Source organism: Bacillus cereus group sp. MYBK95-2, from assembly GCF_051915225.1.
In the GTDB taxonomy this organism is placed as follows: Bacteria; Bacillota; Bacilli; order Bacillales; family Bacillaceae_G; genus Bacillus_A; species Bacillus_A cereus.
Genome location: NZ_JBQAEH010000015.1, coordinates 1 through 20,292, shown reverse-complemented (window position 1 = coordinate 20,292; position 20,292 = coordinate 1). Strand labels below are relative to the sequence as shown.

Sequence of the window (20,292 nt, the reverse complement as noted above, 5' to 3'; positions counted from 1 at the left end):
ATAAGAGAATTTATAGAACTTTATTAGGGGTTCAGCCGAGATACATGTAATTTTGGGTCATGTACTGTACTTCATTTCCAGTATCCAATTATGTTGTAACAAAAAGCTATTTTGATAATAATGTTACGTATTATTTTTGATATAGCTAGTTCAACGGCTAGGATATTTCATATTTTCAAATACAAAACGTAACAAAAACGAATGTTTATGTTACAAATATTACCGATAAACAACTTTTAGTAAAAAATGTATTACTCTGACCTAGTTTTACATGTATCTCGGCTGAACCCCTTAGTGTATTTGATTGATTGTGTATCTAAATGAATTTGCCATTAGTTCTAAAATTAATATACAAAGAGCAATTGATATAGCAGGTGCAATTACAAAGAAATATTGTTAAAATCCAGTCAATCAATAATAAAAAAGATTAGATATTATGATAGAACAATATCTAATCTTTTTTATTATTAACATATGGTGATCTCTGATTAAAACTAATCAACTGACTAATACTCTATCAAGGTTATTTTAACGTGGTCCGAAAAATCTATCTCCGTTGAGGTGGAGCATATGATCTGGATTGTCAGCTATCCAAACTTCTGTTTCCCACGCAATCTTGTCTATAAATTTCTTAAATCCATTTTTACTGGACATATCTAAAAATGCAGTAACGTATATAATTCCACAATTACAATTTTCTAACATAGCTTGTATTTCGTTTACTCGCTTTACAGAAATGGGCCCTACACTTGTGACAGCTTCCACAAAGTACAACCAGTTCTTTTCAGCTACGTATAGGACAACATCTGGTAACTTATCGTGGTCTGTAATAAGAACACCAATTTCTTGCAATTTCTCTTTGTTTTTAATCAAGTCTTTCTTTTTTGTATCCCCAACATAAAGAACTTCTGCTCCTTGAGCAAATCTTGGAGCAAATTCTTCTATTATAGCTCTTTGTAATTCATTATGTGCTCCTGGACTAAACTGTAGCTCTTTTCCATTAGCAACCACAGGGATCATAGCCATTTCACGAACCTGGCTATATTGTTCAACAAGGGTTTCATGGTTTTTCAGCCATTTTTGCAATTTTCCTTCCCATTCTTTCGTACCATATGCTTGAATCACCTCTAATGTTTCATCAGCAAGTCTATAAGAATATTTAGGGCTATTCGTTGCTCTTTCGTCATCATCATCGTTACTAACCGCAATTGCACCGTCCACAAATTGGTGAATAGATTCTTTTCTTATCGTCTCCCTAGAATTAGGTTTATACATCTTTCCATAATGTTCAGCCATAAAACTCATCATATCAACAATTCTCAAAGAATTAATAGAAGCGTTATTCCAACTATCATCCTCCCTTACACCTGCCAATGCCAATAACACATAACCACTTCTGTCGTTGTACTGTTGTTTGGGCATCCCTAATTTTTTTAATATTTCTTTTGCCTCTTCCAATTTCCCCATTTGTTATGTCAGCTCCTTTTTATTCTGTACCTTTTTCTTTCATTGGGTTGTTTTGAAACAATGCTTTTATTATCGTATCACAAGATTCTGTTGTTATAGAGTTCATTTCCATCAATCGTTTTCCCATCTTTTTAATATCATTCAAAGAAGGAAGAGGAATAGCATTTACTTCAGTTGCATTGACCTGTGTACTTCCGTTTAAAATTCGATAGTATGTATCGATAAAGGTACTATTGAAAAGTACAAATAATCCATACATTTCTTCCTTATTCATGTCTCCATTTAGCTTAGTAACATAATTTAAGTGATTTTCAATGCCAATTTTTTCAATAGGAAATTCCTCAGCAAAGTATAGAGAACATTGAACTCTTCTTCGTTCTTCCTTACTCGTAAGTCGCTTAACCAATAAGTAATTTTTACTATCAAGTAAAATTTTTTTACTTTCGACTGTATTGATAATATATTGCGGATTTTTAGAAACAGCAACTGGGAAAGAAATTCGATTATTATTGAAATGGTTAGCCCATAAAAGGGGCACAGTATTTGCTTCTGGTTCCTTTTTTATTAATTCCAATGCTCTAAAATCTACAACAGGACCCGTTTTTAATTTAAATCCCAAGTTTATCAAATTATAATTCCATGAGTTTATTACCGTAAGCAATTCAACTTCTTCTAAAGAGGTTGGAATCAAAATAAAAAGATTATATGAATCCATATCTACTACAGTTTGATAGGGGACTTTATGTATAAAACTCTCATTAGTGTGCAAATCTTGACTTGTTGAAATGAGAATAGAATCAGTCACTTGTTTAGTTTTAATTGCTCTCAATATAATTGCTTCCTGTAATACCTTTTCACCATCAAATACATCTAATCTAGAATTAAAAAGATGTACGTTAGTTAATCGGACCGTATTTAAAAAATACTCTCTAAACTTTCTAAAATATAGACCACTTGTAAAACTTCTTGGCGTAATAAAAATCATTTCTCCATTTGGCTTTAATAATTTAACTGACATTGCCATAAATAAAAAATAAATGTTTGGCTGACCATGAACCACTGAATCCATCACAACAGATTCAGGTTCAGCTTTTGCAATCTTCTTATACGGAGGATTACTTATGATTACATCATATAAATCATCTTCTAATTTTTCTTCTCTACCATTCCAAAAGTCGTCATTTGACAATATAAAATTATGCTCAATTATAGAATAAGTAACTTTTTTTTCATTCTGTTCCATTTTTGTTTGGATTAATTTCATATTCTCCCTTAAAATGGGTAGAACCTTTTCATCATTTTCATACAGATCGATATGTACATTCGTAATAATAGCATTATCCAAAATACTTTCGCATAATGCTCCCGTCAGTATGCCTGTTCCTGCACCTGTATCTAAAATTCTAACACTCGACTGTCTGTATTTCATTAACCCTGCCATGTAACTTGCAACCGCAGGCGGAGTGAAAAATTGCCCTAGTTTCTTTCGGGTATTTTTCCCTACTTTTTTTCCGTATTCAATTGTTGTTTCATTAATATGATTAACTATCATTATTCGCACCTCAAAATTAAATCATAATGTATCATCCTATTTTAACACAAAAAACACGCAGTTATTTTTTTATAATCATTACCAATTATTCCAATCTAATAATAAATATAAACTAATTTTTATCCGCATTTTTATTGTCTTTGTTCCAAAATAAAATAACTATAGATTTACACTCTAAAAATTTTAAAAATCGTAACCTTTACTTTTGAGCACATTATTTCGTTAATACATAGAAAAACAAACCTTGCCGAGTTTTCGTTTACTCCTAAAATGAAAAATCCATTAGGCTTCACCATATCGAAAAAATTTATATGCTTAGATATAGTTTAAAGGTTAGTTGTATGTTAAGGCTATTTTTCAGCTAAATAGGGATTATTCGATACTGAAAAGTAGATGGTTTCTAAAATGGAAACTAAAATATCCCTTTCGTTAATAGGAAAAGCAAACCGCCGTTTGTAAAGGTATACCTTTACAAACATATGGAGAACATCTATGAAACATTGAAATATCAAGTTTATAAAGGTGGATGGAATTGTTTTATAAACGTTTATTTTTAATGAATACCTTTATAAACGAAAGTGGTATAATTGTGGTAACAAATGTAAGGAGCATCTCAAACGTGGCAAATATTTATGGATATATACGTGTAAGTACAAAAGATCAAAACGAACAACGTCAATTACATAAGATGATGGAACGAGGAGTGGAAGCTAGGCGTATTTTTGTTGACAAAGCAAGTGGACGACACTTTGATCGTCCTCAGTATCAATTATTACGAAAAATATTGAGTGCAGGTGATATTGTTTACATAGATGCTTTAGATCGTATGGGACGTAACTATGATGAAGTCATTTCGGAGTGGAAATACATAACAAGGGAATTACAAGCTGATATTGTTGTTTTAGAAAACGAAACTTTGTTTGATAGTCGTAAATTTCGTGATATGGGTGATATGGGACGATTAATGGAAGACCAATTCTTATCTTTGCTTTCCTATGTTGCAGATCAAGAGCGTAAAAAAATTTATCAGCGACAAGCGGAAGGGATTGCAATAGCTAAATCTCAAGGAAAGCATTTAGGCCGTCCTCAAGTGAACCTTTCAACCTTAAGCAAACAACAAATAAATATAATAGAAGAAACTCATTCAAAATGGAAGAGTGGCGAAATTACTGCTGTTATGTTTATGGAAATGTTAGAGCTAAAGAAAAACACGTTTTATAAAATAATGAAGGATTTTGAAGAGAACAAATTACAGCCCAAATAAAATATATGAGCCGAATATTCCTTAGATTAGGAAGTTCGGCTCATTTTATGTCGAATTTTGCTTAACGTATATTTTCGTTACAATGTTAATGGTACACCTATAAGAAAAAACTAACGTCGACGGCAACCCTGATGATCATATATTAAAAACAAAAAAATTGACATTATTTCCTCGCGGAAATAGGTGGAGCTGTAAGAACTACGTCATTATCTTTTAAATGTACGCGAAAAATATATACAGGTTGAGCAAAACCTTTTGTATCAGTGGCGTGCTCTAAATTATACTCTGTAATGACTAATGTCTCACCTTCAAATTCTTCACCTGCTCCGAAAGGCCCCATAGGATAAATGTCTCCTTGTTTCAGTTTTTGAAATGCTTCTTTTGGAGAAATAGTTTCGACGTCTCGCACTTTTTGACCTTTGGAATCGTAAACAGGTATTTTTTTACCTTCCTTACTTAACTCTAGTGATGTTTTTATAGTGACATGAGACATATCTGTTTTTCCATAAGGATCAAATGGCATATTACCAAATTCCTTCATTTGATATGAAATAATTATTCCAAGTGTGACGAAGCTTACTACAGTGGGTAAGATTAAATATTTGACTATTTGTGTGTGTGATTCTTTTTTTTTCAAAAAAATAAGAACTATATTTAATATACAATACCCTAGCATCATACCTATGGTATTATGAAATAAATCGTCTAATTCCGCACTTCCACGAAGTGTTATAAATTGAAGTGTTTCAATAAATAAAGATGTTGTAATTGAACTGATTAACATCCATTTTGTTTTTAAAAAAACTTCACTAAATAGAGGTAATAAGATCCCTAGCGGAAATAGCATACCTATATTAACAATGATATGAAAAAAAGAATTAAATGAAAATTGATTCCATGCTTGTTGATACTGGCTCAGTACATCGAAATCAATTGTTCTTACAAAGATATTCTCAGCTGAACGGCCAAATGTGGTAGCTAATATTACAAGGGAATAATATCCTATTATTAGTATAAGTAATATAATTTGTTTTTTAGTAAGTTTTTTTTCTTGTTCATTAATAAACTTCATTTTACACCTCTTTAAAATAATATATATTTTATCTGCCATGGAAATCCTTTTTTAAATACGAATAATTTAAACTGTAATTCTTAATCGAAAGTTTTAAGCACTAAAATAACTTGATATCGCACCACAGGTTTTTCATGAATGCTTCTGTTATTCATTGTAGTGGTAAGATTATTTTTCTCATATTGAATTTCCTTTCATTTTACTTACATGCTTGTGGTTTTTTCTGAAAATACAGTTTATAAGATCTTTAGTGATGATTCTAAAAATTGGAAATATCTTATCAAAACGGATGGTTATCGTAATGTAAAACCAGAGCAATTAGAATGTCACCTTTATGGGCAACTCATTAGTATTCTATTATGTTCTTCTACTATGTTTAAAATGCGAAAACTCCTGCTACGTAAGAAAGAGAAAGAACTAATTGATAATGCAAACCCTAATTACAGACATAAGGAGAAGAATGTTTATTATTCTCCTCCATCTATTTATTAACAATACTTGATTATAGCTCTGTAACCTTTTTATTCATCTCGTGTTATTCTACGAATAGTTTAAGGTATAGGTACTTCTTATTTGATATTTAGTGCTGATTCACTGAAAACATATATTCTTTGTATGTTTTTCGTGTGGATAGAATAAGCCCCATCATTAGCATGTTCGAAAATAAAGAGCTTCCGCCATATGATAAAAATGGAAGTGCAATACCTTTGACAGGCATTAATCCCACAATCATACCGATATTTTGAAAAAATTGTAACATTAGAACGCCTACAATTCCTGCGCATAGTAAGGTGCCGAATAAATTATTTGCGGAATTACCAATTATAAGTATTCGGGAAAGCAGTAAGAAGAATATGCATATTATAAAAGTGGCAACTATAAAACCGCCTTCTTCGGCAATTGTGGCAAAAATGAAATCAGTATGTTTTTCTGGAATATAAACATTTCCAGAACCGAAACCTTTTCCTTCTATCCCTCCACTACCTACAGCTAAAAGTGATTGTTGAGTTTGATATCCCTGATCTGTATGCTGAAATGGATCTAACCAGCCTAAAATTCGCGATTGTTGGTGGGGCTTTAATAAAGTAACTAACTTATTGAAGAAAATATCTGGATATTTTACGTATATAAATATTAAAGCAGACAATACAGTCATCGGAATTCCTGCACATAGTACGATTAACTTTTTTTGAATTCCTGACATAAATATAATACATGCAATAGCTGCTATATATAGAAACACCATTCCCGTATCGGGTTGACTATATACAATTAACGCAGGTGGAATAGATATCAAACATATTTTACCAATCAAAAGTAAATCGGTTTGAAATGTCCGTGCCATATACTGTGAATTATGTTTTACGACTAAACTTGCGACCAGAAGAAGTAAGGCAAGCTTAAAAAATTCAGCTGGTTGAGTAGCACCAATAATTGGAAATCTAAACCATCTTTTTGCACCTGATATTTCTGGTGTAAAGCTTGATACTGGTAATACCTTTAAGATGATAATTGAGATGAACCCCACTATATAAGTCGGCCAAGCTAATTTTTGTAATTGATCTAAATCGATATTGGCAACAATTAATAATAGTACAAAGCCGATAGCATAATTTACCATTTGTTTCATAGCAAAATTTTGGTTACCATATTGCCCGGTTTGCTGACTACTGTATATTGCAACAATACTGGTGACACATAATATGAATAAAATGAATATTAGTTTCTTATCTAATTTTTTTAAAAAAACTATTTTTTCCACCATTATCCCCCCTAGGCATTGTTGTATTTACTTTTTATAGGAACTATCCTGTTTTTTATGTGTACATTAACATTTATTAATATAATTTTACAATAATAAGGATAGATTGAACATTCTCAAAATTATCCATACTAATTAGACTACTTTAAAAAGGTGTATGATTAGTGTGGATAAGGAAAGTTTATTTAAATGGAGACATTATCAACCTACTATTATTTTGTTGAACATGAAATGGTACCTGCGGTAAAACCTAAATTTTCGTGACTTGGTGGCGTGCTTTTTAAATCCTGCCTACTTTGCATGAATCACTCCAAACTTATCTGAATCAGACATGTAGTCAGACTACTTTTAGAATACGGGTACGGGTATCACTATGACCTGATTTAATAGATCTCTCACATGAATTTTAAAGTTCTTACATTAAAAATTTTCCGAATTATATTTTGAATTTTTTCGAAGAAGTTCTTCAATAAGTTTTGCTTTTTCATTCACCTTTGTTGCATATGTGAAATCACCATAACAATATGGATACCTAAAATTATTTTTATTTCCACCACAAGTGTACATCTCTGGATTTTGATCAACTTTCATCTTAGAAAAATTTTTGGCCGAATCTTCCGAGTGTTGTTTAACTTCTTGACTCGCAATAAAATCAATATACCCTGGTCCCATATTATAGCTTTGAATAATTGTATCCATGCTAACATCTTTTTCCGTTCCATATTTGTACATTTGAGCAAAGTGTTTTACCCCTTGTTCAATGCTCAGGCTTGTCTCTTGAATTTCATTTGGCTTTAATCCCAGTGATTCAGAAGACTGCATAGGGTCATTTCCCTCACCTCTACTCTCTTGGTACATAATTCCTAATAAAACTGCTGTTTTCTCTCCTAAATTATATTTTTCTAATTCTTTTTTCAAGGTAGACTCATATTGCAATACACGTTTTTCGGCAGCAATCACTTTATTTCTTTGAATATTGGTTTTATGCTTTACATAAAATATTACAAGCATGGTTCCTAAACCTAAAATACTTATAATGAATAATATAATAAATCGTGATTTAATCGTATCCTTCATGCATTACTCCTCCTCGTATAAAAAATTCGTACCTTTTTGGGTTCAAAATTATTTTTTTAGGTGTAAATTTTAATATAGGAATTTAAAGGAAAAACAACCGCCTGAATTGGAGGTTTTTTCAAGGCGGGTTATTCTTTGAATCGTTTCCTTCTCCCTACAAGTATCACACTTTTTTTTTGAAACTTTTTGTTCTTTGTTTTGCCCAATTGATACATTTCTTTTCAATTAAATGATACGATAATATAGAACAAAGTATTGTCGTTGTAATACATAAGATAAGAAGAAAAAGGGTAGGTATCTTTGCATACAAAAGTTTAAAGAGTACCATCGTGATTGGAAAATGACATAAATAGATACTATATGAAATTTCCCCTAAATATACAAATACACCCTTATTTAAAATAGCTTTTACCTTTAGGTTATTCATTGCCATAATGATTATTATACTCACACCAATTACGACACCCCAATCTTTTAATAAGAAAGTAGTATCATTACTAGAAAGCCCATAAATTATAATGGAATATAGATATAGAAAGATCCCTAATACGATAAGAAGTTTTCTGTTTAAGTTTTTCATCCTTTTATATAATTGAGTAAGTTCTTCCTGATGTTTAAAAAGTAGCATTCCAACCATAAACATAGATGTGAAATGCAGTGTATCGGCATAACCATTATAAAACCCCTCAGCTTTCCCAATATGCAACTTATTAAGGAAAATACCGATTAAAGAAAAGCTCATAGCAAACAGTATCGTTTTCTTCCAACTCTGTTTATAAAACAGAAGGAATAACAAGGGAAACACGATAGATATACGCATTTCTTGAGCTAATGACCAGATAACCGGATTATAATTATCCGTAAAAAAGTTATTAAGAAGTACAAAGTGATTCATAATATCTAATTTTGTTATAGGCCCTTGCCACTTATCATAGAACCAGTCTCGTAGTCCCGTAACTTCATATGGTGAAAACAAAATAAATAAAGCAAAGGTAATGATTATCCAAAAATAATAAGGAATATAGATTCTTACAAATCTCTTAATTAAATATCCCCAATAATTTGTTTTTGAATGATAGAGTGCCATAGATAGCACAAAACCACTGAGTACATAAAAAATGATTACAGCTTCCCCACCCGCCCATAAAAACCTAAGAGGGGAAAATTTAATAGAATTGGGCAACGATGGTAGCATTAAACAAAAGTGCCCAAATACAACTGTAATTGCGGCTAAACCTCGTATTGAGTCTAATTCGTTTATTCTCTTACTCATAAAGTATTCTCCTTGTAAATTGTAGTTTTTGCTGTTAATAAAGGTCATTTAAACCCTCAATACTACAAAAAAGTTGTGTATCTTTTAAACAGATTTTTCATATTCATGCATAAATTATAGAATAATTATAGAAAGAAAAAATAAAATATATCTAAAGTTTTTTTTAAGATAATATCCCAATTTAATGAAACTCATAAAAATATTTATTTATCTTAAATATTAAATGTTATGTTTGTTCACAGCGTTTTTGTTGTAACAATAAAGAAAAATATGTTATAAAAACAAAACTGCCTTTGTATTTAAGCACTCAAGGCTGAGTAAGGTACCAGTGGCTGCATGAAGTTTACTACATACTTGTATTAAGGGAGCACTTGCTACTCGTTGACTGATTAAATTCTGTCTGTTTCTCTGCCCATTGAACACCCTGATTACAAGTCCAACCTGAGGTATTAGTAACATGCTTTAATAGATCTGGTCCTTTTAAACTTTTCTGTAAACCACGGTTAAATGCACGTTTCATATTAGTTATTGTAATTCGAGTATTGGTTTCTGCATTTTTCAAATCTTCATTCGTTAAATCTCTGGGTGCTAATCCCCCTCGATGGATTTGAAGCAGTCCAAGGGATGTGCCCTGATCTCCAACCGCATTTGGATCAAACTTGCTTTCAAGGTGCATATCCAACCATAATTAGTGATTGAGTATGCACCTTCAATTTTTCGGTTATTTTTTTATGAATATATTTTTGTACATATGCGTTTTATATAGTGATTTCTAATACTAAGGAAGTAAATAATTTGCATACAAATAAGGCTTACTAATAATTGTTGAAGTTCATTATACGTTGAAAAGGTGGAGTCTCTTTGAAGACTTAGCCTTTGTTTATATAGAGCGTGAATGGTTTCAATACCTTTTATCGTACGTGAAGCATGACGGAGATTTTAAAACCCTGCAGATTTGCCAAAACGTCTCGTTACATGCCTATAACCTTGTTCAATTAGATTGTTTAAATGCTTGATTGTACAATGGATTGTAGTTTGATAAGATCTCAATCCTAACATCAAACGAACTCTCATTTTAATAAAACGATGAAAAAATTCTTTCCTGTTTTCTCTCTATTTTTTGGTTGTTTACATTAGAAATGCTCAACTGTATAATGACACATGTTAAACTTACAAATAGACTTGCTAATAACGTTTCATACTGATTATTCCTTTCTTTATGCTGTAATATTTAATAGACAATCTAAACAATAAAGTTGTTCCACATTTACAAAAAAAATAATTAAATATAAGATGAAATAGGCTACATAAGGGAGGGTTATATGTTACATACAAAAAGATGGAGATTTTTTGCGGTTCTTTCTATTGTAGGTTTGATTTTACTAATTTTATTAAAAATCAACTTCATTTCAATTACTATCGCAACTTCTTCAGCTGAAAGAGGAAAGATTTTTGATAAAAATGGTGTAATACTAGCTACAAATAAGAAAGTTAAGTCTCTATATTGCACTTCTAATGATGAAAGGCTATCGAAACAAGATACATCAAACACACTAGCTTTTTTCAATCAATTTTCAAGCGAGTTTCAACATGATATTTCTACAGAGAACATAAAATCTCAATTACAACAATCTTGTAAAAAGCAGACTATGAATGATATACCGTTATACTCTGATATAACTGAGAATGAACTTGCATTCATAAACAAAAACAAACCCAATAATGTAATAATTAAAGATGAATGGATTCGATATTATCCTAAACACGAAATTGGTTCACAGGTAATTGGGTATGTAGAAAATGACCTTAATTCAAAGCATATGACTGTTGGAAAAAGCGGGATTGAGCTGCAATATGAAAATGATTTAAAAGGAAAATCAGGCAAAACTCTTATTTTTAAATTGAATAATAAAAAGTTCTTATGGAACATTCAAAAAGTACAAAAAGGAAAAGATGTGTGGCTAGCTTTAGACTCTAAGTTGCAGCAAAAGGCAGAAGAAGCATTAAGATCTCAAATAAAGAATACACCTGATGCTAAAGCTGGTTATGTTGTAGTGAGCGATGCAAAAACTGGGGCAATTTTAACTATGGCCAACTCGACAGCTTTTGATCCAAATATATTACATACACATGTATCATCTAAAAATGAAAACATTAAATCTCTTTCGCAAAATAAAGCAATTCAAAAATTAAAGTATGGTGAATCTTATGTAAATATGGCTTCTACTATAAAACCACTCACTATTTTAATTGGATTAAATGAAAAGCTTTTCCAACCCGAAGATACTTATTTAGATAAAGGTACTTTTCAGTATGATAATCAAAATAACATTACGAATGGACCTGGAACGCCAACAGGTGAGATTACACCAAGGCAGGCTATCATTAATTCATCTAACACATTTATGACAGCAAAAGTAGCTCTGCCCTTATTCAACCAAAATAATGGGAATATAAAAAAAGTGGCACATATATGGACAGATTATTTAATGCAATTCGGCCTACGTTCTAAAACCGGGATTGATTTACCCTTTGAAGAAGACGGACAATATGAATTCCATCCATCTAATAAATTTGAAAATGGAATTTCTGCTTTATTAAATGCCTCTTGGGGAGGAAATGAAGTGCATACTCCTCTTCAACTCGCTCAATATGCAGCAACATTGGCAAGTAAAGGTGATAAATATAAACCTCAAATCGTAAGTGCTATTATTGGTCAGGACGGTAAAGAAACCAAAAAGTTTAAACCAATTTTGGAAAGTTCAAATCATTATCCTATAGAATTTTGGAGTGTCGTGCACGGTGGAATGAGTCAAAATATAGAGGAGATTAAAAATTTACCCCTTCATGTCGCAGGTAAAACAGGTAGTACAGGTTCTCCGAATGAGCAAGAAAAAATGATAAATCATTCTCTTTTCATTGCATATGCTCCTACTGAAAATCCACAAATCGCCATTTCTGTCGTTATTCCTGGTAGTAATCCCGAAAAAAACATCGCTGCTCTCGTTACATCAGAAATTTTAGCGTCCTGGCATACACTTCAAAAAGAAAATTATAACAAAGAGGAAGGTTCATTAAAGTGAACCTTCCTCTTTTACCATATAGAATCTATATTCATTATTTTCCACTCACCTTCATGATCCTTTTCAAACACGAATGAATATTTAATATCAGTTAAAACATACTCTTTTTGTACATAACCAGTATTACCGTTAAATGTCGATATTTTTATATATCCATCATTCTGCACTTTTTCCGGGATCCAAGCTTTTACCATTTCATTAGATACTTCATATAAAACCTTTGATTCTCGTTTTGGTTCAGCTAAAATTTTCGTTTTGTTTCCAGTAACAGTTGCATATATAAAGTGTTCTTGCTTTGGTTGGTTACTTTCCGTCAATCCACTTGGTACTTTATATACTTGCTTTGTATCATTTGCAAACTCTCCCCCCATTGTAAGGGCGACTTGCAACTCATGAAAAATATCTTCATCAAACTTCAGTTCATCCTTCTTATAACTCTTCCCTTTAAATAGAACTTCATTATTTAACGCTTTGTACAGGTCATTTTCATTTTTTGAGTTCGTACTTTGATATAGTTCATTCATAAATTGTTTTAATGATGGATTTTGAGCAGACTCATCTTTTGTTTGAGGCTTAATTTGAGTACTACTTTGTACAGGTGATTTATTATCATCAAGCCAAGGTTGTTGAACAATGAAAAATAACATTGTACAAACCAAAACAACTACAATAGGTAATGCTTTTTTACGAAATGGTCTTTTATGTTTTACAAAATCCACTTCATTATTTTCATATATAGACTGCTTTATTTTAGAAATAAATTCTTCTTCATCTTTACGATTCTCCATTGGCCCTTTTTTTATTTTTCTATACCAGTCAGGATTTTGTTTATTGTTCATCACTACTACCCTCCCCTATTAATTTTGAAACCTTACTTCTTGCTCGGCTTAATCTAGATTTGACTGTTCCAATTGATACTCCTAATGTTTCAGCCATTTCTTCATAAGATAATTCATATTTTGCGTCCAATATTAGTATTTCACGGTGTTTTTTAGGTAGTTTCAATACAACATCCCACACTTCATTTAGTTCCTCTTGCTCAAAAAACTGTTGTTCTGCCGAAGAAGACTGCTTGTCGTCACTAAAAAATCCCACTAAAGATATCCTTTTAAAATAAGCGGATTTCAAATAGTTTATTGCCGTATTTCTAGTAATTTTTAATATCCACGTTTTCATAGATGACTCCTGTCGAAACAAATGCCAATGTTTAAAAACCTTTATAAAGACATCTTGTGTGATATCATCTGATAAGTGTGGATCTTTTGTAATAATAAATGAATAATTCCATACATCTTGCCAATAGTCTTTTATAACATAGTCGAGCTCGTCATGATTACATTTTCCAATAAACGTCTGTTCCATTTTCACACCTCAAACTTATTTGAATAAACATAAAACCGCCCTCACTTTTAATATGGTTTCAATATATAGACATGATACAAGTTGCATTTGTTCCCTTGTTTATTTTTTTATATTACCATTGTAATTAACGCCAATGGACAGTATAAAGTACACACTATGAATAGATATAAAGACTAATTTAATTAAAGACAAGAATATCATTGAAATAAGCTGACGCGTTATGATTTTCATTCGCTCTCTTCCCCACTCACTTTTTCGAGATAAATGATTTATGATTGCATAGAAAGATAAGAAAAAAGACGCTACCATTTCTCATACCATGATTATGCGTTGCTTTCATCAGTATGGCCCTGAATTGGACAAACGAATTCGTCATCACCTGAAGCAGACCAATAATTCTTGTAAAGTTGATGAAACATATATAAAAGTAAAAGGACAATGGCTGTACCTGTACCGTGCTGTTGATTCGAAAGGAAACACAATCGATTTTTGTCTAAGCAAAACAAGAGACCACAAGGCTGCAAAGCACTTTTTCAAGAAAGCTTTGCGGTCTTTTTATGTTTCAAAGCCACGTGTGATAACAATCGATAAGAATCCAATAAAGCGTATATTTGTTGTTACTTAATTAATAAATTGAATAGGAATTGTTTCTATCTTTTTTCTTTACTTAAGTCGATTCTTTTTTAAACACACAAAAAGACCGCCACAGTTTTGTGACGGAAAGACAAAAAAATTTTAATAACTAATTACTATTATTATTTATTTGTAGTTTTTAAGGTATTTAACACTATTTTGGTTGCTTCTGCAATAAGCTTATCATCGTATTTAGCATCCTCTTTATCATGATTAGAAAGTATCGCAAGAACAATTGGCTTTTTATTTGGTGGCCAAATAATTGCGATATCATTTCTGGTTCCATAAGATCCCGAGCCCGTCTTATCAGCTACTTCCCATCCTCCTGGAACTCCAGCACGAATTAAGTTATCTCCCGTAGTGTTCCTTATCATCCAATCTATTAATAAATCTCGTTTCTCAGTTGAAAGTACATCTCCTAGTGCAAAAGCCTGAAGGCTAGTAGCTAATGCCTTTGGGGTACTAGTATCATGTACGTCTCCTGGATGCACTTCGTTTAATTCTGGTTCAAAACGTTCAGGATTCGTAACTGTATCTCCTATTTCTCTCAATAATTTTTTGAATTCACTAGGTCCACCTAATTGTTTAAGAATAAGATTTTGTGCAGTATTATCACTATATCGGAGGGAAGCATCTGCAAGCTCTTTTAGAGTCATACCTGTATCAACATACTTTTCTGTAATTGGATTGTAATTAACAAGATCTTCACGAGTATACAAAACTCTTTGATTTAGATCTTCTATTGATTTCTTTTGTAAAAGTACTCCCACTGCTAAAGCTTTGTGGGTAGATGCGTATGCAAACCGTTTATCTGATTGATACGTAACGGTTTGATTCGTATCAGTGTCCAATGCATAAATACCGAGTTTAGCATCAAATTCTTTTTCAAGCTTAGCAAAAGAATCATTACCAGTAGTTTCTTGTTTGATTTGATTTGTTTGTTTCGTTTGTTTAAGTGATTCAGATTGAGTATTACCATCGGAACAGCCTATAAGCGTTGCACATGAAAGAAATACGATAGGTACCATCTTTTTGTAATGTAAAATGTTAAAAAACTTGTTTAAGACTATCATACATTTTCAACCTCTTTCAAGAATATATGGTTTTTCTAGGTGTTATACATATCGATACAATTAAAGAGGATATCGGATATCACTCTTCTTGCATCTCACTTTTCATAAAATGAGCGAACTATAATGAACACCTGTTTTATACGTATACTTAATAGACAACCTAAGTAATAAGTTTGTTCCATACATTTAAAAGTATTTTAAATCAACAACAAAGCTATTAGCGATCACCATATCAAAAAAAGAAAATTGTACGTTAAGGAACCGGTTACTTACTTTTTATATAATTTTTCTCTCGTAATGGTCTTAGATTATTAAAATTTGTTTTTTGGTTTAAACTACACAAATAATCTAAGAAACCAAAATGATTTTAATTTTTGCATTCATCTGATTGAAAGATGAATGTTTTTTTGTACATATAAAAAAAAATAAGAATTTTTGTCACAAAAATCATTAATTCGGGTTCTATATAATACAGGCATCAAATGAGAGTGAGGTTTTAACCGACATGTTTAAGATTAAAAGGGAAGAAAGGCCTGTTTCGGATGTGACATTTGAAGATTTGTTTAAACAAAACTATGTGTACGTTATGAAACAGATTGTTTGGATTGTCAAAAACCAGACGATTGCTGAAGAATTGGCACAAGAAGTATTTTTACAGTTATACCGCAACAATTGGAAGGGGATTGAGAACTTATCTGGATGGCTAATAAAATCTTCTACTTTTGTAGCTTATAAGTATTTACGATCCGAAAAACGTCATCAGGCGAGAGTAGAAAAAAACATACAATATCATGAAGTACAGCATATTTCATCCCTAGATGATGATTGGATTAGAAAAGAAGAAATTACACAAGTACAAATGGCGCTAAGTGAAATGAATGAGAAAGATCGAACCATTTTATTAATGAAATTTTCTGGTTTTCAATATAAAGAAATTGGAGAGGTTCTACAAATCGACATATCATCTATTGGAACATTATTAGTACGAGCCAAGCAAAAGTTTCGTAAAATCTATCAACAATTAGAGGAGGCGTAATAAATGAATTGTTATGATATGGGGTTTATTCAAGCATATCTAGACGGTGAATTATCTGATGGGACAAGAAAAGAATTCACCAAACACATAGATACTTGTAACGCATGCCAAGATTTATTACTCGAAATCACCAAATTAAATCAATGGGAAAATGTCAAATTAGAGGAAGCAACAATACATTCATCAAAAGAAATCGAGATTGATGTTGACCAAGCGTGGAAAGTATTTGAAAGTCACGCAAAATTAGAAAATGTTTCTTATATCAATGAAAAAACTGAACCGAAGAAGGGATTGTTTACAAATATGAATAAAAAATCAAAACGTTTCATGTATACTGCAGTAGCGGTAGCAGGGCTTTTTGCAACAGCCATGATTCCACAAGTTCAAGTTGCAGCTACAGATGTTGCCTCTTATTTTTCCAATGCAATTTCAAATGATACGATTATTGATGAAGGAAGAGACGTTACAAAAGGGCAATTTATTCCTCTTGATGAAAAGATTACAGATCAAGGTGTTACAGTACATCTGAAAGAATTATATGTAGCGGATGCACGTATATCCGTTCATTACAAAATTGAAAAAGAAAATGGAAATGTAGTACCGTTTGAATTTGATACAACAGGGTTACAACTTGAAGATGACGGCAAAGTAAATGGTCAACAAGAAAAAAACCCAGAGTATAAGAAAAATGGGTACTACGGACAATTAGCATTTATTCAAGGAGCAAGTGATGGGCCATTCGAACTAAAAGCATCAGGTGCAGAATTAAAGGAAATTGGTATTCGTTTTAAGGATAGACCAGAAGGTGTCATCACATTTATAGAAGGCCCTAAAGGAAAAGATTCTTTCAAACAACCGCTCACGTTAGATGTAAACATAAACAGAATTGGAAAAGTATCTGGATCTTGGAAAGCACAACTTCAAATTGACCCTACCAAATTAAAAAAATAAAGTAAGTTCAAATGAAAAAAAGAATAGAACGATGTGTTTCCAATACCATGCTTATATTCTTCCTTGTGTTACTTACATTTATTTCATACATGATTTCTACTCTATCTTTTTTAATTTCATAATCATAAAAAGGTAGTAAAGTAAGTAGCCGGTTCCTTAACGTACAGGGAACCGGCTGAAATGCGTCCAAATTGTGTCTAAACGTACAATTTTCTTTTTTTGATATGGTGACCCCATGCCCATCAACTTAAGCTCAAAAATAAGATAAACTTGCATTTACATAAATGAAGAAATTCTTAAAATGTGTGTTTTCTTTAAAAATAAGCATACGAAATAAACCCTAACGGGTTTCATTTTTTTACTTATGCAGCTTTCTTTTGCTTTCTCAATCCACTATATTCATAGATAACACCCATGATATCAAAGACAGTCTTCTTCTCATATCGATGAGATTTCCGCCCATTTTTCTGTAGAAGGTAGAACAAGCGAATCAGAAGATTTGTTATCTCTTGGGGTTCTTTTTGTATGGCTTGATATAAGAGAAATAGATGATCTTGTATCATCCCTATCGCTTTATATTCACTTAATTCTTTTTTCTTCTTTTGTAAAAGAAGTTGGCGCATTTTAAACATTGTAGAGGAACATAGGAAAATAGCGATTAGCTTTCCATATAGTTGGCACTCTAATCGCTCCTGTTTTACATTACGATAATGGTCTATTTTAAAGAGTGATTTCCACGTTTTAAAGACAATCTCTATTTGCCAACGTAAAGTATATAACTCATGTACCTGTTCCATCGGAACCCATTCCCAAGGTGTATTCGTCACGTACACGTTTAATCCCGCTATCATTTTACTTTTCTCTGAGTACGTTCTATTTTTAAATTTTTCTTTTTCCGCGATCTTCGCTCGTCGTTTTTGGAGTTGTTTTTCTGTTAATCGATTAAAAATAACGCGTGCAAACAGTTGTTGTTTATCACCAATATAAGCATTTTCTAATTCAAATGTTTCTCCAGGCTGTAGTTGTTTCAAAATCTGTTTCACATCAATTTGTATGTATTCCGATTGTTTCTTAATTGTACCGTTTTTAAAGTATTCTGGGTTTGGATTTTTCACATATACATTCGTGTTTAATTTCAAACGAGAAATATAGTATGTACCTCGTTGATCCATTTGATCTAAGTCCTCCAATGAAAAGTAACCCAAATCGCGAATACATAACTCTCCTGGTCGTAAGGTATCTAAGCACTCCGTACCAAATGTTTTGTCATTATTTTTGCCGGGTCCCACTTGAAAATTAAGAAATTGTCCGCTATGTAAATCATATTCTAATTGAATTTTGATGCCAGCTGTTTGGGCGCATCCTCCAGAGCCTGGATATATATTCTCTAAAGCATTTGGCACTTGAAATACGGTGGCATCTAGGATACGAATTCGCTCAAAATAAGAGAAAAGTTGGTTAGGGATTTGTGTTTGTTCACATATTTTTTGTTGTAACAGTAAAGAAAAAATATGTTTTAAAAACAAAACTGCTTTCGTATTTAAACGTTTATTTAAGCCCTCAGGGCTGAGTAAAGTGCCTGTCGCTGCATGAAGCCTACTACATAATCGAACCAAGGGATCACTTGCTACTCGTTGACTGATCCAAATGCAAATAGTAGCTAAGTCTGAACCAGAAAATTTACGTTTTCGTTTTATAAATCCGATTTCTCTTGCAAGTTCTTCTAAGAATACAGGTGTAACATATCGTTGTAATTCTTCCGCAAATGATTGTAATTTATCTTGAATCGAAAAATGCATAAGAAAACATCATCCTTTCTAATTTTAGTTTATTTAGAAAGAATAACGTTTTTTAGTATTTGAGGGTATTAAAATCTCTTAAGCTGATGCCCATGTATGGTGACCCCTAATATTAAAACGGATATATGTAAAAAGTATTTGACACATATCCGTTTTTTATTTATTATATGATATGTAAAACATATTTTACATATCATCAAAAAAGATGAGGTATTTGAGATGCATAACCAAATTAAAAAGTTTAGAGAACATAAAGGTATTTCTCAAGGGAAATTGGCAGAAATGTGTAATGTAAGTAGACAAACAATAAATGCTATTGAAAATAATAAATATGATCCTAGTTTAGAATTAGCATTCAGTATTGCATTTATTTTAGATTCTACAGTGGATACACTCTTTATTTATCAAAAAACTTATAGGAAATGAGGATAGTTTTATGAATATTATTATTGTAATAATTGCAGGGATTTTGGTTTCGTTGATTATAACATTTACTAAACGAATATCAGGTGATGAAACGGGATTTTCTAAAGAAGATGAGCGTCAAAAAATAATTTTAAAAGATGCTACACTAACTAGTTGGCAATTTATAATATTATATGCGTTCTTTAGATTAATGAATATTATCCCTTATTTTAATGAGTTAGTGAATCCTTCAAAAATACAATCTAATGTTTTCTTAGGTAACGGTGGGGATATCTTTCTTATATGCTTAGTAGGATATGTTGTTGGGGCTTCCGTCTCATATTTCCGACATTCCTAATTGGGATACGGCCACATCACTATCAAGCTAACAAAATAAAATACCCCTTAAAATGAAAAAATACGCTTTCTTTCTGTAGACTTATAGGAAAGGATGGCGTTTTTTTTACACTTGGGGGTAAAGCA

At 31.8% G+C, this 20,292-nt stretch carries 16 protein-coding genes and 5 pseudogenes; 8 read left to right on the top strand and 13 right to left on the bottom strand.

Annotated features, from left to right (window positions below; genetic code table 11):
• Positions 1-528: 528 nt before the first annotated feature.
• Together ACTFN4_RS28275 and ACTFN4_RS28270 are read right to left on the bottom strand one after the other, a co-directional pair.
• Positions 529-1,467, bottom strand: a complete 939-nt coding sequence (locus ACTFN4_RS28275; protein ID WP_439963164.1) for a BsuBI/PstI family type II restriction endonuclease — start codon at positions 1,465-1,467, stop codon at positions 529-531.
• A gap of 19 nt (positions 1,468-1,486) precedes the next feature.
• Positions 1,487-3,019, bottom strand: coding sequence for an Eco57I restriction-modification methylase domain-containing protein (locus ACTFN4_RS28270; protein ID WP_439963163.1), 1,533 nt, complete (start codon positions 3,017-3,019; stop codon positions 1,487-1,489).
• 619 nt (positions 3,020-3,638) lie between these two features.
• On the opposite strand from ACTFN4_RS28270, the gene ACTFN4_RS28265 reads away from it, so the two are divergent.
• Complete coding sequence (locus tag ACTFN4_RS28265) at positions 3,639-4,283, top strand: recombinase family protein (RefSeq protein WP_439963162.1); 645 nt, start codon at positions 3,639-3,641, stop codon at positions 4,281-4,283.
• A gap of 163 nt (positions 4,284-4,446) precedes the next feature.
• On the opposite strand, the gene ACTFN4_RS28260 is transcribed toward ACTFN4_RS28265, so the two are convergent.
• Together ACTFN4_RS28260 and ACTFN4_RS28255 are read right to left on the bottom strand one after the other, a co-directional pair.
• Positions 4,447-5,355, bottom strand: a complete 909-nt coding sequence (locus ACTFN4_RS28260) for a VanZ family protein (protein ID WP_439963161.1) — start codon at positions 5,353-5,355, stop codon at positions 4,447-4,449.
• 580 nt (positions 5,356-5,935) lie between these two features.
• Positions 5,936-7,120 carry an FtsW/RodA/SpoVE family cell cycle protein gene (locus tag ACTFN4_RS28255; protein WP_439963160.1) on the bottom strand — a complete coding sequence of 395 codons (1,185 nt, stop codon included), beginning with the start codon at positions 7,118-7,120 and terminating at the stop codon, positions 5,936-5,938.
• A 163-nt stretch (positions 7,121-7,283) separates the two neighbouring features.
• Between ACTFN4_RS28255 and ACTFN4_RS28250 the strand changes: the two are divergent.
• Positions 7,284-7,361: pseudogene (locus tag ACTFN4_RS28250) on the top strand (IS6 family transposase); the annotation flags it as partial.
• Positions 7,362-7,537: 176 nt separating this feature from the next.
• Here the strand turns inward: ACTFN4_RS28250 and ACTFN4_RS28245 are convergent.
• The 5 genes and pseudogenes from ACTFN4_RS28245 to ACTFN4_RS28225 all read right to left on the bottom strand — a co-directional run.
• Positions 7,538-8,194 (bottom strand): lysozyme family protein, encoded by a 657-nt coding sequence (locus ACTFN4_RS28245; RefSeq protein ID WP_439963159.1) that lies wholly within the window; start codon positions 8,192-8,194, stop codon positions 7,538-7,540.
• 163 nt (positions 8,195-8,357) lie between these two features.
• Positions 8,358-9,467 carry an acyltransferase family protein gene (locus ACTFN4_RS28240; RefSeq protein WP_439963158.1) on the bottom strand — a complete coding sequence of 370 codons (1,110 nt, stop codon included), beginning with the start codon at positions 9,465-9,467 and terminating at the stop codon, positions 8,358-8,360.
• A 229-nt stretch (positions 9,468-9,696) separates the two neighbouring features.
• Positions 9,697-9,857: pseudogene (locus tag ACTFN4_RS28235) on the bottom strand (IS4 family transposase); the annotation flags it as partial.
• A pseudogene (locus ACTFN4_RS28230) lies at positions 9,814-10,134 on the bottom strand (transglycosylase); the annotation flags it as partial. The pseudogenes ACTFN4_RS28230 and ACTFN4_RS28235, both read right to left, overlap by 44 nt.
• Before the next feature lie 149 nt (positions 10,135-10,283).
• Positions 10,284-10,508, bottom strand: a pseudogene (locus ACTFN4_RS28225) (DDE-type integrase/transposase/recombinase); the annotation flags it as partial.
• A 281-nt stretch (positions 10,509-10,789) separates the two neighbouring features.
• On the opposite strand from ACTFN4_RS28225, the gene ACTFN4_RS28220 reads away from it, so the two are divergent.
• Positions 10,790-12,550 carry a peptidoglycan D,D-transpeptidase FtsI family protein gene (locus tag ACTFN4_RS28220; protein ID WP_439963157.1) on the top strand — a complete coding sequence of 587 codons (1,761 nt, stop codon included), beginning with the start codon at positions 10,790-10,792 and terminating at the stop codon, positions 12,548-12,550.
• A gap of 11 nt (positions 12,551-12,561) precedes the next feature.
• Here the strand turns inward: ACTFN4_RS28220 and ACTFN4_RS28215 are convergent, their stop codons facing one another.
• Positions 12,562-13,389, bottom strand: coding sequence for an SH3 domain-containing protein (locus ACTFN4_RS28215; RefSeq protein ID WP_439963156.1), 828 nt, complete (start codon positions 13,387-13,389; stop codon positions 12,562-12,564).
• Positions 13,379-13,912 carry an RNA polymerase sigma factor gene (locus ACTFN4_RS28210; protein WP_140158920.1) on the bottom strand — a complete coding sequence of 178 codons (534 nt, stop codon included), beginning with the start codon at positions 13,910-13,912 and terminating at the stop codon, positions 13,379-13,381. The genes ACTFN4_RS28215 and ACTFN4_RS28210 overlap by 11 nt, the downstream gene beginning before the upstream one ends.
• Before the next feature lie 307 nt (positions 13,913-14,219).
• Here ACTFN4_RS28210 and ACTFN4_RS28205 point away from each other — a divergent pair.
• Positions 14,220-14,510: pseudogene (locus ACTFN4_RS28205) on the top strand (IS6 family transposase); the annotation flags it as partial.
• A 157-nt stretch (positions 14,511-14,667) separates the two neighbouring features.
• Here ACTFN4_RS28205 and bla read toward each other — a convergent pair.
• Complete coding sequence (bla, locus tag ACTFN4_RS28200; RefSeq protein ID WP_439963155.1) at positions 14,668-15,618, bottom strand: class A beta-lactamase; 951 nt, start codon at positions 15,616-15,618, stop codon at positions 14,668-14,670.
• A gap of 505 nt (positions 15,619-16,123) precedes the next feature.
• On the opposite strand from bla, the gene ACTFN4_RS28195 reads away from it, so the two are divergent.
• The gene (locus tag ACTFN4_RS28195) at positions 16,124-16,654 is read left to right on the top strand and encodes an RNA polymerase sigma factor SigX (protein WP_439963154.1); all 531 of its coding nucleotides are present in this window, start codon (positions 16,124-16,126) and stop codon (positions 16,652-16,654) included.
• A 3-nt stretch (positions 16,655-16,657) separates the two neighbouring features.
• Positions 16,658-17,605 (top strand): DUF4179 domain-containing protein, encoded by a 948-nt coding sequence (locus tag ACTFN4_RS28190; RefSeq protein ID WP_439963153.1) that lies wholly within the window; start codon positions 16,658-16,660, stop codon positions 17,603-17,605.
• A gap of 362 nt (positions 17,606-17,967) precedes the next feature.
• Here ACTFN4_RS28190 and ACTFN4_RS28185 read toward each other — a convergent pair whose 3' ends face one another.
• On the bottom strand, positions 17,968-19,404 hold the full coding sequence (locus ACTFN4_RS28185; protein ID WP_439963151.1) for an IS4 family transposase: 1,437 nt from the start codon (positions 19,402-19,404) through the stop codon (positions 17,968-17,970).
• A 219-nt stretch (positions 19,405-19,623) separates the two neighbouring features.
• Here ACTFN4_RS28185 and ACTFN4_RS28180 point away from each other — a divergent pair, with 219 nt between their 5' ends.
• Positions 19,624-19,830: a helix-turn-helix transcriptional regulator gene (locus ACTFN4_RS28180; RefSeq protein WP_000551853.1), complete on the top strand. Its 207-nt coding sequence runs from the start codon at positions 19,624-19,626 to the stop codon at positions 19,828-19,830.
• 10 nt (positions 19,831-19,840) lie between these two features.
• Positions 19,841-20,167 (top strand): hypothetical protein, encoded by a 327-nt coding sequence (locus ACTFN4_RS28175; protein WP_017674599.1) that lies wholly within the window; start codon positions 19,841-19,843, stop codon positions 20,165-20,167.
• Positions 20,168-20,292: the final 125 nt, after the last annotated feature.

Coding starts and splice junctions, on each gene's coding strand:
- ACTFN4_RS28270 (WP_439963163.1), bottom strand. CDS start 3,019: ATGATAGTTAATCATATTAATGAAACAACAATTGAATACGGAAAAAAA.
- ACTFN4_RS28210 (WP_140158920.1), bottom strand. CDS start 13,912: ATGGAACAGACGTTTATTGGAAAATGTAATCATGACGAGCTCGACTAT.
- ACTFN4_RS28275 (WP_439963164.1), bottom strand. CDS start 1,467: ATGGGGAAATTGGAAGAGGCAAAAGAAATATTAAAAAAATTAGGGATG.
- ACTFN4_RS28255 (WP_439963160.1), bottom strand. CDS start 7,120: ATGGTGGAAAAAATAGTTTTTTTAAAAAAATTAGATAAGAAACTAATA.
- bla (WP_439963155.1), bottom strand. CDS start 15,618: ATGATAGTCTTAAACAAGTTTTTTAACATTTTACATTACAAAAAGATG.
- ACTFN4_RS28175 (WP_017674599.1), top strand. CDS start 19,841: ATGAATATTATTATTGTAATAATTGCAGGGATTTTGGTTTCGTTGATT.
- ACTFN4_RS28240 (WP_439963158.1), bottom strand. CDS start 9,467: ATGAGTAAGAGAATAAACGAATTAGACTCAATACGAGGTTTAGCCGCA.
- ACTFN4_RS28190 (WP_439963153.1), top strand. CDS start 16,658: ATGAATTGTTATGATATGGGGTTTATTCAAGCATATCTAGACGGTGAA.
- ACTFN4_RS28245 (WP_439963159.1), bottom strand. CDS start 8,194: ATGAAGGATACGATTAAATCACGATTTATTATATTATTCATTATAAGT.
- ACTFN4_RS28180 (WP_000551853.1), top strand. CDS start 19,624: ATGCATAACCAAATTAAAAAGTTTAGAGAACATAAAGGTATTTCTCAA.
- ACTFN4_RS28215 (WP_439963156.1), bottom strand. CDS start 13,389: ATGAACAATAAACAAAATCCTGACTGGTATAGAAAAATAAAAAAAGGG.
- ACTFN4_RS28185 (WP_439963151.1), bottom strand. CDS start 19,404: ATGCATTTTTCGATTCAAGATAAATTACAATCATTTGCGGAAGAATTA.
- ACTFN4_RS28260 (WP_439963161.1), bottom strand. CDS start 5,355: ATGAAGTTTATTAATGAACAAGAAAAAAAACTTACTAAAAAACAAATT.
- ACTFN4_RS28220 (WP_439963157.1), top strand. CDS start 10,790: ATGTTACATACAAAAAGATGGAGATTTTTTGCGGTTCTTTCTATTGTA.
- ACTFN4_RS28195 (WP_439963154.1), top strand. CDS start 16,124: ATGTTTAAGATTAAAAGGGAAGAAAGGCCTGTTTCGGATGTGACATTT.